This is a genomic window from Bartonella sp. MR168JLCBS (assembly GCF_042194175.1).
In genome coordinates, this window is sequence record NZ_JBHIMP010000013.1 from 1 (window position 1) to 13,988 (window position 13,988).

At 36.9% G+C, this 13,988-nt stretch carries 14 protein-coding genes and 2 tRNA genes; 8 read left to right on the top strand and 8 right to left on the bottom strand.

The window, feature by feature from the left end:
• Positions 1 to 91: 91 nt before the first annotated feature.
• The 5 genes from ACFIK8_RS07310 to ACFIK8_RS07330 all read right to left on the bottom strand — a co-directional run bounded on the left by ACFIK8_RS07310 (position 92) and on the right by ACFIK8_RS07330 (position 3,285).
• A tRNA-Arg gene (locus tag ACFIK8_RS07310) sits at positions 92 to 168 on the bottom strand.
• A 39-nt stretch (positions 169 to 207) separates the two neighbouring features.
• Positions 208 to 513, bottom strand: a complete 306-nt coding sequence (locus ACFIK8_RS07315) for an ETC complex I subunit (protein ID WP_015856479.1) — start codon at positions 511 to 513, stop codon at positions 208 to 210.
• 89 nt (positions 514 to 602) lie between these two features.
• Positions 603 to 679: transfer RNA gene (locus ACFIK8_RS07320), tRNA-Pro, on the bottom strand.
• Positions 680 to 1,387: 708 nt separating this feature from the next.
• Entirely contained in the window at positions 1,388 to 2,077 is a 690-nt protein-coding gene (hdaA, locus tag ACFIK8_RS07325) for a DnaA regulatory inactivator HdaA (RefSeq protein ID WP_026500728.1), read from the bottom strand.
• Positions 2,074 to 3,285 (bottom strand): AI-2E family transporter, encoded by a 1,212-nt coding sequence (locus tag ACFIK8_RS07330; RefSeq protein ID WP_375635914.1) that lies wholly within the window; start codon positions 3,283 to 3,285, stop codon positions 2,074 to 2,076. Before ACFIK8_RS07330 ends, hdaA begins: the two co-directional genes overlap by 4 nt.
• A 158-nt stretch (positions 3,286 to 3,443) precedes the next feature.
• Between ACFIK8_RS07330 and purM the strand changes: the two genes are divergently transcribed.
• Together purM and purN are read left to right on the top strand one after the other, a co-directional pair.
• Positions 3,444 to 4,535 (top strand): phosphoribosylformylglycinamidine cyclo-ligase, encoded by a 1,092-nt coding sequence (gene purM / locus ACFIK8_RS07335; protein ID WP_375635913.1) that lies wholly within the window; start codon positions 3,444 to 3,446, stop codon positions 4,533 to 4,535.
• Positions 4,532 to 5,143 carry a phosphoribosylglycinamide formyltransferase gene (gene purN, locus ACFIK8_RS07340; RefSeq protein WP_375635912.1) on the top strand — a complete coding sequence of 204 codons (612 nt, stop codon included), beginning with the start codon at positions 4,532 to 4,534 and terminating at the stop codon, positions 5,141 to 5,143. The genes purM and purN overlap by 4 nt, the downstream gene beginning before the upstream one ends.
• Before the next feature lie 291 nt (positions 5,144 to 5,434).
• Here purN and ACFIK8_RS07345 read toward each other — a convergent pair whose 3' ends face one another.
• Positions 5,435 to 7,969 (bottom strand): response regulator, encoded by a 2,535-nt coding sequence (locus tag ACFIK8_RS07345; protein WP_375635911.1) that lies wholly within the window; start codon positions 7,967 to 7,969, stop codon positions 5,435 to 5,437.
• Between the two features lie 210 nt (positions 7,970 to 8,179).
• Between ACFIK8_RS07345 and ACFIK8_RS07350 the strand changes: the two genes are divergently transcribed.
• Positions 8,180 to 8,656 carry a flagellar biosynthetic protein FliO gene (locus ACFIK8_RS07350; RefSeq protein WP_015856485.1) on the top strand — a complete coding sequence of 159 codons (477 nt, stop codon included), beginning with the start codon at positions 8,180 to 8,182 and terminating at the stop codon, positions 8,654 to 8,656.
• Between the two features lie 52 nt (positions 8,657 to 8,708).
• Here ACFIK8_RS07350 and dksA read toward each other — a convergent pair whose 3' ends face one another.
• Together dksA and ACFIK8_RS07360 are read right to left on the bottom strand one after the other, a co-directional pair.
• On the bottom strand, positions 8,709 to 9,125 hold the full coding sequence (gene dksA / locus ACFIK8_RS07355) for an RNA polymerase-binding protein DksA (protein ID WP_015856486.1): 417 nt from the start codon (positions 9,123 to 9,125) through the stop codon (positions 8,709 to 8,711).
• A gap of 313 nt (positions 9,126 to 9,438) precedes the next feature.
• Entirely contained in the window at positions 9,439 to 9,972 is a 534-nt protein-coding gene (locus ACFIK8_RS07360) for a flavin reductase (protein ID WP_026500725.1), read from the bottom strand.
• Between the two features lie 146 nt (positions 9,973 to 10,118).
• Here ACFIK8_RS07360 and rpe point away from each other — a divergent pair, with 146 nt between their 5' ends.
• The 5 genes from rpe (at position 10,119) to purS (ending at position 13,986) form a co-directional block, all read left to right on the top strand.
• On the top strand, positions 10,119 to 10,805 hold the full coding sequence (gene rpe, locus ACFIK8_RS07365) for a ribulose-phosphate 3-epimerase (RefSeq protein ID WP_375635909.1): 687 nt from the start codon (positions 10,119 to 10,121) through the stop codon (positions 10,803 to 10,805).
• Entirely contained in the window at positions 10,805 to 12,112 is a 1,308-nt protein-coding gene (gene purB / locus ACFIK8_RS07370; protein WP_375661582.1) for an adenylosuccinate lyase, read from the top strand. Before rpe ends, purB begins: the two co-directional genes overlap by 1 nt.
• Before the next feature lie 69 nt (positions 12,113 to 12,181).
• Positions 12,182 to 12,730 carry an RBBP9/YdeN family alpha/beta hydrolase gene (locus ACFIK8_RS07375; RefSeq protein ID WP_375635908.1) on the top strand — a complete coding sequence of 183 codons (549 nt, stop codon included), beginning with the start codon at positions 12,182 to 12,184 and terminating at the stop codon, positions 12,728 to 12,730.
• Between the two features lie 172 nt (positions 12,731 to 12,902).
• Positions 12,903 to 13,667, top strand: a complete 765-nt coding sequence (purC, locus tag ACFIK8_RS07380; RefSeq protein WP_375635931.1) for a phosphoribosylaminoimidazolesuccinocarboxamide synthase — start codon at positions 12,903 to 12,905, stop codon at positions 13,665 to 13,667.
• A gap of 79 nt (positions 13,668 to 13,746) precedes the next feature.
• Positions 13,747 to 13,986: a phosphoribosylformylglycinamidine synthase subunit PurS gene (purS, locus tag ACFIK8_RS07385; protein WP_375623949.1), complete on the top strand. Its 240-nt coding sequence runs from the start codon at positions 13,747 to 13,749 to the stop codon at positions 13,984 to 13,986.
• Positions 13,987 to 13,988 lie beyond the last annotated feature (2 nt).

Here is a 13,988-nt window from a genome sequence, read left to right on the forward strand (position 1 = left end):
GGAAAATCCTATTCCCGAACTTTTGTTAACGCTCCCGAACCTTTAAAAAGATTACAAAGAATCAATACGTTATACATGGGTAAAAACTGGATGGTGATCCCGACAGGATTCGAACCTGTGACCCACGGCTTAGAAGGCCGTTGCTCTATCCAGCTGAGCTACGGGACCCCACTGATTATTTTCTCAATTCAAAATAGCATCTTTAATTCAATGTGTCCAAGAGTGCTGCCGATCACTGCGAAAATTATCAGAATAAGAAATAGCACGTCGAATCGACGTACGTTTCTTTTCTACACGGTAAGAGATAGCATTCTTACGCGCAAAAGCAATCGCTTCTTCCTTCCTATTAAATCTGATCCTTACCTGATTATTCATATCAGACGTTGCCGTGTACCCCATAAGAGGTTCAAGCATTTTTGCTTTCACCGGCTCATACTCTAGAATCCAAAAACCTGTATTCCCCTTACCTGACTGCATAGCTGTCTTAGCAGGACTATAAATACGTGCGATCATGCCTTTTTCCTTCAGATTACACAACGCTTGAATGATAGTTTTCCACCACACGTACCCAATTGGGTCATTCTCACACACTTAATCAAATATGGTCGGAGCGATAGGATTCGAACCTACGACCCCCTGATCCCAAATCAGGTGCGCTACCAGGCTGCGCTACGCTCCGCCATTTACATTTACTTGATGCACATTTCCTAAAATTTTCACAACAGAAGTGCAAGAGAAAAACACACTTTTTTTTAATTTTGTTGCATTTCTTTACAAAAAAGCACGTTTTAAAAATTTTTTCCCTACTCAATAACATATTTATTGACAAATAATAGAAAACAACCTCCGTAAAGAATCCAATCTATATTAAAAAAATAATGAATTTCTCTGTAAGGATTTCATAATTTTCATCCTGCTTTAAGCAAACTCTCACTGTATCAAAACGCATTCTACAGATACAATTTTAGAAAAAAACGACTTAAATATCATAGAAAAACTTTCCAAAAGAGAACACAAGCCAAAAAATCAGCTGTATTAAGCTTTTTCCCCTCTTTTTCTATCTTGCAAAGAACTCTTTTATTAAAAATCCTAGAATCTTCTAAAATCCAAATCCATAAACAACAAACATTTTTTCAAAGCACGAAAGTTCCATTATAAATAAAATAAAGCGCTTTTTTAGAAAAATTTTCAAATGCAAAGATGGAAAGAATTCAACATCATACAATAAAATCTCAAAGCTATTTAAGATAAACACATGACTAAAGTAAAAAATACTATTTTTCACTCTTAACAGATATCAAAAAAGAAGAAAATTTAAATGACTTGTCTTGCCACATATTGAAACGATAATAGAAGGACAGAATAAGTAAGCCATGATAGGGAGTATTTACGGATTTCTTCTATTCAAAACTTCAGCAATAACAGCACGTGTTATTTTTCTTTTTCTTTGTAATGCCAACTGATCAACAGAATCAATAACACGCTTCAATGAAAATAAAGAACGTTCACAACGACTTACAAGATAATAAACCGTGTCTGGATGTACAATAAGTTGCCTATCGGAAAAAAGCTTAAATGCAACAGCTGTTAATAATGCATCATCAGGCTGATTAATTTCAACGAACATCACCGAATTAAGACGACTTTTTAGATCATTTAACTTTAAATTCCAAGCGGAAGGAAGTGTTCGTGCCGTCATCAATAAAGTAGCTTGTCGTGCATCAAGATTTGCTTGCTTAATACTGTTAATTAAATGAAAAAGTTCTGTCTCATTAATTTCACCTGCACCAATATCCTCTATTAAAAATGATCTGCCTAAAGAAGCCATAGTAACAGCCTGATCAATTTCATTGTGCTGAATCCTGAAAGCATCTGCTTTTTGGAGCCATATATTAGAAAAATGCGTTTTCCCAGATCCTTCTTTTCCAACCAAAACTGCAATAGGTAAGCTCCAATTGGGCCAATGATCAATAAGCTGAAAAGCCATACGATTGCTTTCCGTTACCACTAAATCCTCAAATTGAAAAATCGGATCATAAGGAAAATTTAAAGATAATTGCGTTTCACGCCCATTCATTTTAGCGGCTCCGAATTTCCCCTTCGCGAATACATCTGAGAACTAAGATAAGTATGAAGAGCAAAACGAACTAAAACGCCAACAGCCGCCGCCGCAGGAACAGCAACAAGCATACCAGTAAAACCAAAGAGTGAAGAAAAAGCAAAAAGTGAAAACATCAACCATACGGGATGTAATCCCACTGATGAACCTACAAGCTTGGGTTGAAGAATATAACCTTCAATAAATTGACCAATTAAAAAAAGTGCCATCACAACGATGATTCCTCCCCAATTATTGGGATAAAACTGGACCCATGCAATACCAACAGAAAGGACCAAACCACTCATTGTGCCGATATAAGGAACAAAGCTAATAAGACCAATAAACATACCAATCAAAAGACCAAAATTGAGTCCTGAAATCGTTAAACCAATAGCATAATAGCCTCCCAATATAAGACAAACTGTTCCTTGTCCACGAACAAAGCCTGCAATAGCTCTATCCATTTCATGAAAAATACTCCGAACGGTTTCAAGATGATCACGCGGTATTAACGAATCAATTGCTGTTACCATACGCGGCCAATCTAATAACATATAAAATGCCACCACAGGTGCCACAACAAATAGGCTAACGATATTAACGATAGATTTTCCTGACTTTAAAAGTGAATTCAAAAGAGACGTAATAAAATCAGAACCTTCTCCCAAAAATCCTTTAATATTATTCCGTAATTCATTTGGATCACTTCCAAAATAGCGCCTTATCCAATCAAAATCATGCTCAACAAAAAAGGTTTGAATACGATTAATATAAACAGGTAAACCATCACTCATAAATTGCTGTATTTGCCAACTAATAACAGGAATCAAAATAACTAAAGCAGCAACAAAAGTAATAACAATAAATAAGGTAATGAGGACAGTCCCAAACACACGGCGAATACCAAATCTTTCAAGTAATTGAACAATAGGATTGAGAAAATAAGCCAACACAATCCCTGCCACAAAAGGAAGCAAAATCGATCCAAAAACAAACATAAAGAAAATGAAAAAAATCAGCGTACCAAGCCAAAAAAAGATTTGCCTTTTCATATTATTCGGCAACGGTAATTGAGTATACGCTGGCACATAAGTCTTATAACGATCACGAGATGTATTCTCACTCACTTTCTTTCTCATAAGCTGCCAAGAAGACTGACCGTGATTATCTGATATCTTGCTCATAAAATATCCTAAAAAATTCTTCACAAAAAATTATAAACATCTTCAAAATAAGGTACAAGCAAAGTTGCTTATTTTCTTATCAATATCTCTTGCAGAGAGAACTCTATCATGGCATTGCATAATATCAAAACCCGATTTTCCATTAAAGGAAGGCTCCAATGAGCAATCAAGATCTTACAAATAATAAATCCAAAGTTGGTCTTACCTACGCAAAAGCCGGTGTAAACATCGATATGGGTAATGCCATGGTAGAAAAAATTAAACCCTTTATACGCGCGACAAAACGAGCCGGAGCAGATGCAGAAATTGGCGGTTTTGGTGGTCTTTTTGATTTAAAAGCAGCTGGCTTTACAGATCCTATCCTAGTAGCAGCCAATGATGGTGTGGGAACAAAATTAAAAATTGCCATTGAAGTAGGTCACCATAACACTGTAGGTATTGATCTTGTAGCTATGTGTGTCAATGATTTACTCGTACAAGGGGCTGAACCTCTCTTTTTTCTGGATTATTTTGCAACTGGAAAGCTTGACCCTGAACAAGGTGCTACGATTGTTTCTGGTATTGCAGAAGGATGTAAACAAGCCGGTGCTGCGCTTATTGGAGGAGAAACTGCAGAAATGCCAGGAATGTATGCAGAGGGAGATTATGATCTAGCCGGTTTTGCTGTAGGAGCATGCGAACGCAGCAAGCTACTCCCTTCAAAAGATTTAACAGAAGGGGATATTATATTAGGTCTAAGCGCCTCTGGAATTCATTCCAATGGCTTTTCGCTTGTTCGACGAATCATCCAGCAACATGATCTCAAATGGAATGACCCTGCCCCTTTTACCCCCGAAAACAGCCTTGGTGTAGCACTTCTTACACCAACACGCATTTATGTAAAATCGCTTCTTCCCATCATGCAAAAATACGAAGGGATTAAAGCTCTTGCTCATATTACGGGTGGAGGCTTTCCTGAAAATATTCCACGTGTTGTTCCATCTTATCTCTGCGCTGAAATTAATCTTTCTACCATCAATGTTCCAGCAGTATTTTCATGGATTGCCAAACAAGGTAAAATAGAAGAAGCAGAAATGTTAAGAACATTCAATTGTGGTATTGGCATGATCATTATCGTAGCACAGCATGCAGCTGAAACAATTACGCAAGCTCTTGAAAGAAAAGGAGAGAGTGTAACTCCCCTTGGCATTTTAACAAAACGCCAAGATCAAAATAAAGGAATACTTTATAAAGGGGTACTGCATTTATGAAAAAACAAATCGTCGTTTTCATTTCTGGTAATGGATCCAATATGGTCGCCCTTGCTCAAGCTAGTCAGCAAAAGGAATATCCTGCTGAAATCGTCGCAGTTATTTGCGATAATCCGCGTGCAAATGGTATTGAAAAGGCACAAAACCATAACTTACCTATTCATATTGTTGATCGCAAAATTTACAAAACAAAAGAAGAGCATGAAGAAAGTATTTTTACGATTTTAGATCAATATAAACCGGATTTTCTCTGCTTTGCAGGATATATGCGCCTTATCTCACCACGTTTTGTAAAACTTTACGAAGGACGAATTTTAAACATTCATCCTTCTCTTTTGCCTTCATTTAAAGGCTTAAACACACATGAAAAAGCTTTACAAGCAGGCGTAAAAATCACGGGTTGCACTGTTCACCTTGTTACAGAAGACATGGATGCAGGAAAAATCCTTGCCCAAGCAGCCGTTCCAGTCTATCCCCATGATACTGCTGAGAGCTTAGCACAAAGAGTTCTTAAAGCAGAGCATAAACTCTACCCCGAAGCCTTAAAAGCATTTATTGAAGGGAAGAGCAAAATGGTAGATACGCAGCAACAGCTTTTATCTTTTTGAGTGTATCAACAATCTATTAATTAGCATTTTTCAATGTTTTACACATAATTTGTGCTCAGTGTCTATAATTAAAAATCTCTATGAAATATTAACATAATAAAGTCTATCTCTTCATAAATTTTTGCGCAGAATGTGTGATTTTTTTGAATTTTAGTTAATTTTTCAAATTCTTCTTTTTTATTCAGTTCTATGACATTATCACAAGATCACAAGCCCTATTTATTAAAATACTCTCATATTTCGCCTAAAAAATCTTAAATACGCAATTTTTCTATTGCATAAATTTTTGCCTCATGATGAAAGTGTTTCTTTAACTGTTAGAGCTAACTGTTTGAGTGTAAAAGGTTTAGATAAAAAACCAAAAACAGCATCTTGTGGAAGATTTTTAGCAAAAGCATCTTTTGCATATCCAGAAACGAAAAGAAATTTGATATCAGGATAGTTTTTACGTACTTCCTTCAATAAAGTGGGCCCATCCATTTCTGGCATCACTACGTCGGAAACAATAATATCAACAGCTCCTTTTTGTTCCTCAAGAATAGAGAGTGCCTCCACCCCACTCGCTGCCTCTAAAACCGTATATCCTCTCATTTGAAGAGCTCTTACCCCCCCCATTCTAACCGCATCTTCATCTTCAACCAATAAAACAGTCGCAAATCCTGTTAAGTCTATATTTTTATCTTTTTCTTCATCTTTTTCAATCTTTTGAGAAATTTCTCCTTTTATATTGGGGATATAACGGGGAAGAAAAATATGAAATGTTGCTCCTTCACCTTCTTTACTTTCACAATAAATGCACCCACCGCTCTGCTTGATAATTCCATAAACCATTGATAAACCAAGGCCTGTTCCTTTTCCAACTTCTTTTGTTGTAAAAAATGGCTCAAACATTTTTTCTTGTATAGCAGCAGATATACCAGCCCCTGTATCTGAAATAGTCAATTGCACATACTCACCAATTACTAAACCAAGATGATTAAATTCAGCACTTTGTTGCTTTGTAATATTGTTTGTCGCAATCGTAACAATACCTCCATCTAACATGGCATCACGCGCATTAATAACCAAATTCATAATAACACGCTGAAAAGATGCTTGATCAACTTCAACACTCCACAAATCTCTTCCATGGATAATTTTTAACTGAATATTATTTCCCAAGAGTGGTACAATAAGATTGCGAATATCCGATAAAAATTCAGTAAAATCAACTTCTTCAGGTCGAAGTGTTTGCTTTCTAGAAAAAGCTAATAATTGCTGTACAAGAGCAGCTGCACGATTAGCATTATTTTTAATATTGATCAGATCAGCATGAGCAGGATCAGAACTACGATGCGTATTTAAAAGAAGATCACACGACATTAAAATTGCTGTTAAAACATTATTAAAATCATGAGCAATGCCGCCAGCCAATTGTCCAACAGCTTGCATTTTCTGACTTTGCATCATTTTATCTTCAAGCGTTTTTTGTTCGGTTGTTTCAATCACAGAGACAATAAGTAAATCTTGCAATGCATCACCATGATAGGGCGGTACAGACATAATATGAAGCCGTAAATGGCATTCTTCATTTTTTTCCAAAACAGTTTCTAGAGAAACAAAATAATTTTTATTTGTCGCGATTCTCTGAAAAGAACGCTCTAACTGCACACAATCACGACGAGAAATAACATCATAAAAATTGACTGCTTTGTCCACACATCCCGTGAGTGATGAAAAAGCTTTATTCATATGAACCAATTGCCCTTCATGATCCACCACGGCTATTGCAAAAGGACTCGCATCAAAATATTCTCCTAATATAGTGGGTAATTTTAATTGATCGTCCTCTTCTTTTTGTATTTGTTGTGGAATGATCACAATGCGATAAACGGCTTCCTCTTCTAAGAGAGAAGAAACAGAGATAAGACAATGGAATATTTTCTCACAAGTCGCTTGTGAATTTAAACATAACGAAAACTTATAAGGTAATGAGTAACCTGAACTTTGATATCTGTTGGTTTGCAAACAGATATCACTCCATGAGCTCTTAGCGCCAACGCTATCAAATAACGAATCAAAATTATATTGACCAATTGAGAAACTCGCTAAATCAATTGAAAACCATTCGGCAAAAACCGCATTAGCATAAAGAATAGTTCCTTGTGTATTAACTGATACAAAACCAATAGGAGCTTGATCCAAGTGATTGATAGCCTCTTGAAGGTTCGAGAAAAAAACTTCTCGCGTTTGTTGTAAATGCGAAATATCAGCAATACGCCAAAATAAAAGCTTTTTTTTCTGTTTTGTGATAGGTTGAACAGAAATATTATACCAAACAGATTTTTTTGGTGTAGCATCGGTAAAAATTGGTTGTTCTACTCTTAATTCCTCTTGCGCTGCAAGATTATTACAGGCTGCAACCTTTAAGCGATACGAAAGTGCGCCAGCTCCTGGAAGATCAGCAATAACCATATAACAAGACACTTCAGGCTTATAGGTCAGAATTTTTCGATAGTTTTGATTAGAATAATAAACAAAACCAGAAAGGTCAGAGATTACAATTGCATCATCGCTCCCATTAAAGATGCTAAAATCAAAATCTTCATGCAACCACACATGGTATCTTAAAATTCCCATTCCACACAAAACAAGTGTTGCAACGCCGATAATTGCTAGAATCAAAAAAGATATCAATATAGCCTTTTGCAAATAGCTTTGTGGATAAAAAAAGCCTAAAATACCCACAATGAAAAGAGAAACTAATATAAAAACAACACTAAAAATCACAACTCTTCGATGAACAGAAGACGCTGATCTTTTATTATTATCAAAACCTTTATCCATCTCTCATTGCCTTAGATTTAGTTGTTTCTTATATCACAAAACTTCCTTTATATTCATTGTTATAAAGTATATACTATGATATTATCTCTAAGAAAGCTCACTTAATGTTAAAAAGTTTATTTCTTGTATTTAAGTGAACCTTTTAAGGGTGTGTTTATAAATTTATCTCGATAAAAAACGATATTTTCACACAAAAATGGGAGAAAATCTATGTATATCTGGTTATCAGAGCAAATAGGTGTATCTGCTGCGAAAATAACGATAAGCTTTTTGTTTTTTATAATAACAATCGTTGCTATTACCATAATTATCTTGTTTTTACGTCGTTTAAGTACGAGAAGATTCAGCATTAATAGAAAAAAAAGTCTATCACGATTAGCATTATGTGAAGTAATTTCTATAGATCGAGCACGCCGCCTTGTTTTAGTCCGTTGCGATAATAAAGAACATTTGCTCCTTATTGGTGGATTAACAGATGTGGTTGTAGAATCCGATATTACCGGTACATCAAAAATACAAAAGGGAGAAACGCTCACACATCCCAATTCCGCCCCTACAGAAAGAAACGATATACCGGATAAAAATCCCTCTCCTTTTACGAATCAAGCGGTAAAAGATTCAGCAATTACCGCCGAAATTGAGGGACGGCAAGAACCATCTTTATTCATTCCTACCCCTCAAAAATAAAAATATACAATTTTATCACCACGAGTTTTGTTTGTTTATCATTTCAATGACCTTAATCATCGCGATAAACTCTTTCACGTCGTTCGTGACGTTCTTGCGCTTCCAATGACAAAACGGCTATTGGCCGAGCCTCAAGACGCTTTATACTAATGGGTTCGCCGGTTTCTTCACAAAAGCCATATGTCCCATTATCAATGCGCTCTAAAGCAGCATCTATTTTTGAAATAAGTTTCCTCTGACGATCCCGCGCACGTAATTCGATTGTACGATCAGTTTCACAAGAAGCCCTATCAGTCAAATCAGGTTGACCAACATTCTCTTCCTGCAAATTTTCCAAAGTCTCACGAGCTTCTTTTAATATATCATTCTTCCAAGAAACCAATTTAGCACGAAAATACGCCTTTTGCCGCTCATTCATAAAAGGCTCATCTTCACTAGGGCGATATTGACCATCAATCTCTTCGCTCATGCAATAAAAAACCTCCACATATGCTATGTGCGGTCTATATATTGTGCAATACCCATCAACACAAGAGTAAAATGTTTTTTCATAACAATCTACAAATATGTCTAAATACACTGTTTAGATTTGATCGCTTTTCTATGTAGATTGGATTCTTGATCAAATCTCATCCAGAACATTTTTCTTGCTTACTGAGAAACTTCAAAAAGAAGGAAATCTAATATCAGATATCAGAGTCATCACTCCCCTGCTTTCTCATCGTTTAAAATCTAAATGAAGCAACAATAAATCATTTCAGCAATGCAAAAAAATAAAATCTTTATAAAGGCAAAGTGTGATATTCACGTTTTAAATACATCAAAGCATCTTTTTCTTTATTACAGTTGATTGCAACAACCTCACCAATTAAAACACAATGGGTTGCGTGCTCGTGCCAACAAATCAAACGACAATCAAACGACGCTAGAGCGTCTGAAAGACTAGGCGCCCCCGTTTGCAAAACTCCCCATTGAGCAGCATCAAAACGCTCATTTTGTGTAAGAGTGCAACACCTCGAAAAAACATCCGCTAATGAACGATGTTTTCCTGCCAAGCTATTAACACAAAAATTTCCATTCTCCATAAACACCTGATTCTTTAAATTATGGCGCATGAGACAAACAAGAAGGGTTGGAGGATTATCAGATAAAGAACAACACGCCGAAACAGTCACCCCGCGTCTTCCCTTAATGCCATTTGTTGTCACAATATGCACAGCTCCTGCAAAAAGACTCATGGCATCTCGATATTCTTGGGAAGAAACCGCAATATTATGTTGAAGTTCAGGCATCAAATATGTTTTATGATTCGACATATCTTTCACTTATAAAGCTTTAAAATTTCAAGCGATCTTTCCATAACAAAGACCTATAATACATATTTTTTCTTTTCCGTCATAACACAAAAGATATTTGTGTATACACAGCGATATGATAAAAACAGCCAATCAAGGAGATTTTAATGCCCCATTCTCATCTCATTTCGCCTTCACTCTTGGCTTCTGATTTTTCTAAACTTGGACAAGAAATGTTAGATGTTGTTGATGCTGGTGCAGATTGGCTTCATCTTGATATCATGGATGGACACTTTGTTCCTAACATCACCTTTGGTCCTGAAATAGTCAAGGCTCTGCGCCCATTAACCAAAGCAACATTTGATGTCCACCTGATGATCGCACCGGTAGCCCCTTATTTGGAAGCTTTTGCAAAAGCGGGTTCAGATATTATAACCATTCATGCTGAAGCAAGTCCACATCTTCATCGTTCATTACAAACAATAAAAAAAATGGGAAAAAAAGCAGGAATTGCACTCAATCCAAGCACCCCTGAACATGTACTTGAATATTTGCTTGATCAATTAGATCTCATTCTCATCATGACTGTTAATCCCGGTTTTGGTGGACAAAGTTTTATTCCAGAAATAAAAGATAAAATTAAGCGCGTTAAAAGCATGATTGCAAACCGCCCTATTGATCTTGAAGTTGATGGTGGTATCACCGTTGATACAATTGGGATAGCTGCAAAAGCTGGTGCAAATGTATTTGTCGCAGGCTCTGCAATTTATAAAAACGGAAATAAAGAGCTTTACAAAACACGTATTAATGCATTGCGCCAAGCCGCAATCCTCTCACAAGAAGGAAAAAAATAATGATCGCACGTTATTCCCGCCCTGCAATGGTAGCAATTTGGTCTCCAGAAACAAAATATCGTATTTGGTTTGAAATTGAAGCCCATGCCTGTGATGCCCTTGCTCACTTAGGGATTATTCCGAAAGAAGCCGCCAAAGTCATTTGGGAAAAAGGGGCAGTAGCTAAATTTGATATCAATCGCATTGATGAAATTGAAGCAATTACCAAACATGATGTTATCGCATTTCTGACCCACCTAGCTGAATTCATTGGACCAGAGGCACGTTTTATCCACCAAGGCATGACATCATCTGATGTTCTAGATACAACGCTAAACATTCAATTGATGCGTGCTAGTGATATTTTGCTAGAGGATATAGATCAACTTCTTGAAGCATTAAAAAGACGTGCTTTTGAGCATAAAGAGACAATCACCATTGGGCGGAGTCATGGCATTCATGCTGAACCGACAACATTTGGAATCAAGTTTGCTCTCGCATACGCTGAATTTTCCCGTTGTCGCAAACGTCTTCTTGCAGCACGAGAAGAAATTTCTACTTGCGCAATTTCAGGAGCTGTAGGAACTTTTGCAAATATCGATCCCCGCGTTGAAGAACATGTAGCAAAAGCCTTGAGGATGCGTGCTGAACCGGTTTCCACTCAAGTAATACCAAGAGATCGTCATGCTATGTTTTTTGCAACACTTGGTGTTATTGCTTCCTCTATTGAAAGGTTAGCAATAGAAATACGCCATTTACAACGAACAGAAGTTCTTGAAGCAGAGGAACATTTCTCACCTGGGCAAAAAGGTTCATCGGCAATGCCTCATAAACGTAATCCAGTTTTAACAGAAAATTTAACTGGATTAGCCCGCATGGTACGTGCATTTGCACTCCCAGCCATGGAAAATATTGCACTTTGGCATGAACGCGATATTTCTCATTCATCTGTTGAGCGTTATATTGCTCCAGATGCGACTATTACACTTGATTTTGCTCTTTCTCGCCTCACATCTGTCATTGAAAATCTCATTGTCTATCCAGAAAATATGCAAAAAAATCTCAATAAATTCCGCGGTCTTGTTCACTCACAACGGGTGCTTTTAGCACTCACGCAAGCAGGAATCAGTCGTGAAGATTCTTATCGGATTGTACAACGAAATGCGATGAAAGTTTGGGAACAAGGAAAAGATTTCTTAGAAGAACTCCTCAACGACAAAGATGTTACCAAAGCTTTAAGTGAAGAAGAACTTCGTGAAAAATTTGATCTTTCTTACCACACCAAACATATCAATACGATTTTTAAACGTGTTTTTGAAGAACAATAAAGGCGACATAGAAAACCCAAATCTATTCTACCTATGATCAAAAATCTATTGTAACAAAGAAAACAATTCATGAAAGCAAATCAACTCGATATTCTTATTGTTCCTGGCTACAAAGGATCTGGTCCAGATCATTGGCAAACACGCTGGGAAAAAAAATTGTCGACGGCCCGCCGCATTGAACAACTCCATTGGTCAAAGCCTGTTTGTGAAGAGTGGGTTAACAAAATTAAAACTGCCATCGCAAAAGCTCAAAGGCCTGTTATGCTTATTGCTCATTCATTAGGAGTTCCCAGCGCTATTCATGCAACGGTACAAAATACAGAAAAAATTTGCGGCGCTTTCTTTGTTGCACCTCCAGATGTCTCCAATGAGAAAATACGTCCCAAACATTTAATGACATTTGGCCCCTATCATCGTCAAAAACTGCCTTTTCCTTCTATTGTCATAGCCAGTCGCAACGATGAGTTTTGTCAATTTTCAGTAGCAGAAAAAATTGCCAATGATTGGGGATCACTCTTTGTTGATGCTGGGTATTCTGGCCATATTAACGCAGAATCCGGACACGGACCTTGGCCTGAAGGGCTTATGGTCCTCTCTCACTTTCTTGCAAAAATTTGATCAAAGAGAGGTAATCTTCTTTCTCATCACTTATGTATCTTCACCTTTGGGTAGACGTGTAATGACAAAAATTATAAAAGTATCATAGCAATATCATTGAGAAATTCTATCAATTAGGATAGTATCATTCACCAATGTTATTAAAACCTCTCAAGATAAATAGAGAATCATGATGAATCGTCGCCACCGTATCTATGAAGGCAAGGCTAAAATTTTATATGAAGGACCTGAACCAGGAACTTATATTCAATTTTTTAAAGATGATGCAACTGCCTTTAATGCAAAAAAACATGAGATTATCGACGGAAAAGGGGTTTTAAACAACCGAATTTCGGAACATATCTTTAGCCATCTTGGGCGTTTGGGCATCCCAACACATTTTATCAAACGTATAAACATGCGCGAACAGCTTATTAAAGCAGTGGAAATCATTCCGTTGGAAGTTGTTGTTCGCAATGTTGCTGCCGGCTCTCTTGCTAAGCGTTTAGGACTGGAAGAAGGAACCCCGCTTCCGCAAGCCATCATTGAGTTCTACTATAAAAATGATTCTCTCGATGATCCTATGGTAACGGAAGAACATATCACAGCTTTTGGGTGGGCTGTCCCACAAGAGCTAGAAGATATCATGCAACTTTCAATTCGTGTTAATGATTTTCTTTCTGGGCTTTTTGCCGGTGTTAACATCCAATTAATTGATTTTAAAATGGAATTTGGTCGCCTGTGGGAAGATGAAACGATGCGTATTGTTCTTGCTGATGAAATCTCACCTGATTCTGCACGACTATGGGATATGCACACACAAGAAAAAATGGATAAAGACCGTTTTCGTCGTGATATGGGTGGGCTTATTAATGCCTATCAAGAAGTTGCCAAACGCCTTGGTATTATGAATGAAAACGAACCAACACGACCAAGTGGTCCCGTTCTCGTAAAGTAAAAACAGGGCAAAAAAACATCACCTTATATAAATACCCCTCTTCAAAGGAGAGGTTCTTTTAACAAGCAGGAAGCAAAAAATGAAAGCACGCATTACGGTTACTTTAAGAGAAAGCGTTCTTGATCCACAAGGAGAAGCAATTGTCGGTGCTTTAAAAAGTTTAGCTTTCGAAGGCATTCAATCCATTCGTCAAGGAAAGGTTTTTGATATTGTTCTTGATGATCTACCTTCTGAAACCGCAAAGAAAAAACTTGAACAAATGTGTGAAGAGTTACTCGCAAATACTGTCATTGAAAATTATACAATCGAACTTTTTTAAGT

Coding starts and splice junctions, on each gene's coding strand:
- ACFIK8_RS07315 (WP_015856479.1), bottom strand. CDS start 513: ATGATCGCACGTATTTATAGTCCTGCTAAGACAGCTATGCAGTCAGGT.
- hdaA (WP_026500728.1), bottom strand. CDS start 2,077: ATGAATGGGCGTGAAACGCAATTATCTTTAAATTTTCCTTATGATCCG.
- ACFIK8_RS07330 (WP_375635914.1), bottom strand. CDS start 3,285: ATGAGCAAGATATCAGATAATCACGGTCAGTCTTCTTGGCAGCTTATG.
- purM (WP_375635913.1), top strand. CDS start 3,444: ATGAGCAATCAAGATCTTACAAATAATAAATCCAAAGTTGGTCTTACC.
- purN (WP_375635912.1), top strand. CDS start 4,532: ATGAAAAAACAAATCGTCGTTTTCATTTCTGGTAATGGATCCAATATG.
- ACFIK8_RS07345 (WP_375635911.1), bottom strand. CDS start 7,969: ATGGATAAAGGTTTTGATAATAATAAAAGATCAGCGTCTTCTGTTCAT.
- ACFIK8_RS07350 (WP_015856485.1), top strand. CDS start 8,180: ATGTATATCTGGTTATCAGAGCAAATAGGTGTATCTGCTGCGAAAATA.
- dksA (WP_015856486.1), bottom strand. CDS start 9,125: ATGAGCGAAGAGATTGATGGTCAATATCGCCCTAGTGAAGATGAGCCT.
- ACFIK8_RS07360 (WP_026500725.1), bottom strand. CDS start 9,972: ATGTCGAATCATAAAACATATTTGATGCCTGAACTTCAACATAATATT.
- rpe (WP_375635909.1), top strand. CDS start 10,119: ATGCCCCATTCTCATCTCATTTCGCCTTCACTCTTGGCTTCTGATTTT.
- purB (WP_375661582.1), top strand. CDS start 10,805: ATGATCGCACGTTATTCCCGCCCTGCAATGGTAGCAATTTGGTCTCCA.
- ACFIK8_RS07375 (WP_375635908.1), top strand. CDS start 12,182: ATGAAAGCAAATCAACTCGATATTCTTATTGTTCCTGGCTACAAAGGA.
- purC (WP_375635931.1), top strand. CDS start 12,903: ATGAATCGTCGCCACCGTATCTATGAAGGCAAGGCTAAAATTTTATAT.
- purS (WP_375623949.1), top strand. CDS start 13,747: ATGAAAGCACGCATTACGGTTACTTTAAGAGAAAGCGTTCTTGATCCA.